This is a genomic window from Borreliella japonica (assembly GCF_900099615.1).
Classification (GTDB): Bacteria; Spirochaetota; Spirochaetia; order Borreliales; family Borreliaceae; genus Borreliella; species Borreliella japonica.
The window spans coordinates 1-1253 of sequence record NZ_FMTE01000043.1 but is presented as its reverse complement, the minus strand read 5'-3'; the positions used below and the strand labels follow the sequence as shown (position 1 = coordinate 1253).

Here is a 1253-nt window from a genome sequence, read left to right as displayed (position 1 = left end):
AAAAATTGTATATAATAGGTATTGCATTATCTTTAAGACTTATGGAGTAACTTATGAATAAAAAAATAAAAATGTTTATTATTTGTGTTGTTTTTGCACTGATAAGTTCTTGCAAGTATTATGCAAGTAGTGAAGATTTAAAAAATCTAGAACAAAATGTAGAAGGAAAAGTTAAGGAATTTTTAAATACAAAAGAAAGAATTGTTTCAGATAATTCAACAGTATATGAAATAGCAGAAAAATTAAAAGAAGAAGAATTAAAGGATAAAAAAGAAAATAAAGAAAATGTTAATTTAGAAAATAAAGAAAAAAAAGAAGATTCTAATAAGAATGATTTAAAAGATAATGAAGATGCTAAAGTTTTAAAACCCGAACCTATAACTTTAGAAAATAAAGACCCAAAATTAGAAATAGCAGAAACATTAAAGCCAAAATTACCAGTAGTAGTAAAACCAGTAGTTAAAGAAAAAACAGAAGAAGAAAAAGCTAAGGATAGAGAAGATGAAGAGCTTAAAAGAAAAAGAATAGAACAGTATCAAAAAGAAGAAAAAGCAAGATTAGAAAGAAAAAAACAAAGAGAAGAAAGAAGAAAATTAAGAGAATCAGAATCAGGTGAAAGTTTTCTTGAGGGAGCAACTAAAAATAAAATTTTAGAAATTGCAAGAAAGATAGATAAGATAACTAGTGATATTAATAGTATAAATCCAAAATCATATTTTGAAGAAAGAATGGAAGTGTCTGGGAAAGAGGTTGAAGATAAGGTTACGGGCGCTATTTATGATGATATTACTAACAGTTATTCTAATGGTAATTCTATTTATTCTGAATGGAGTTACGATCTTGAAGAAGAAAGTGGATTAAAAATTCTTATTGACGAACTAGAAAAAGCTAGAACAGAGTTAAGGAGTAAAATAAAAGAGGGTAATAAAAATAATGAAAAAAATAAAAATACTGTAAAAATTAGTGATATTAAAGAAGATTTAGAAAAATTAAAAGAATTTTTAAGAAAATTAAAAGAATATCTTCAAAGTAATGCTAATAAAGAGGAAATTCAGAAACTTGTAAAGTGTTCAATTGATCCAGATAGTGCTGGTTGTCAAGAGTAAATAAAAAGAATTTATTTGATAAAATAAATGGTTTTCAAAACATAAATTATAAAAAACAAGACTAATAGCCAGTCTTGTTTTCTTATTTAAGATTTTTTTAACTAAAAATAACAAAGTTATTGTCCAAGATATTATGTTTTTGCTATA

Annotated in this window: 1 protein-coding gene; it reads left to right on the top strand. The window is 24.3% G+C overall.

Features of this window, described 5'->3' with window-relative positions; genetic code table 11:
* Positions 1-53: 53 nt before the first annotated feature.
* Positions 54-1106: a hypothetical protein gene (locus BLO14_RS05890; RefSeq protein ID WP_091974026.1), complete on the top strand. Its 1053-nt coding sequence runs from the start codon at positions 54-56 to the stop codon at positions 1104-1106.
* Positions 1107-1253 lie beyond the last annotated feature (147 nt).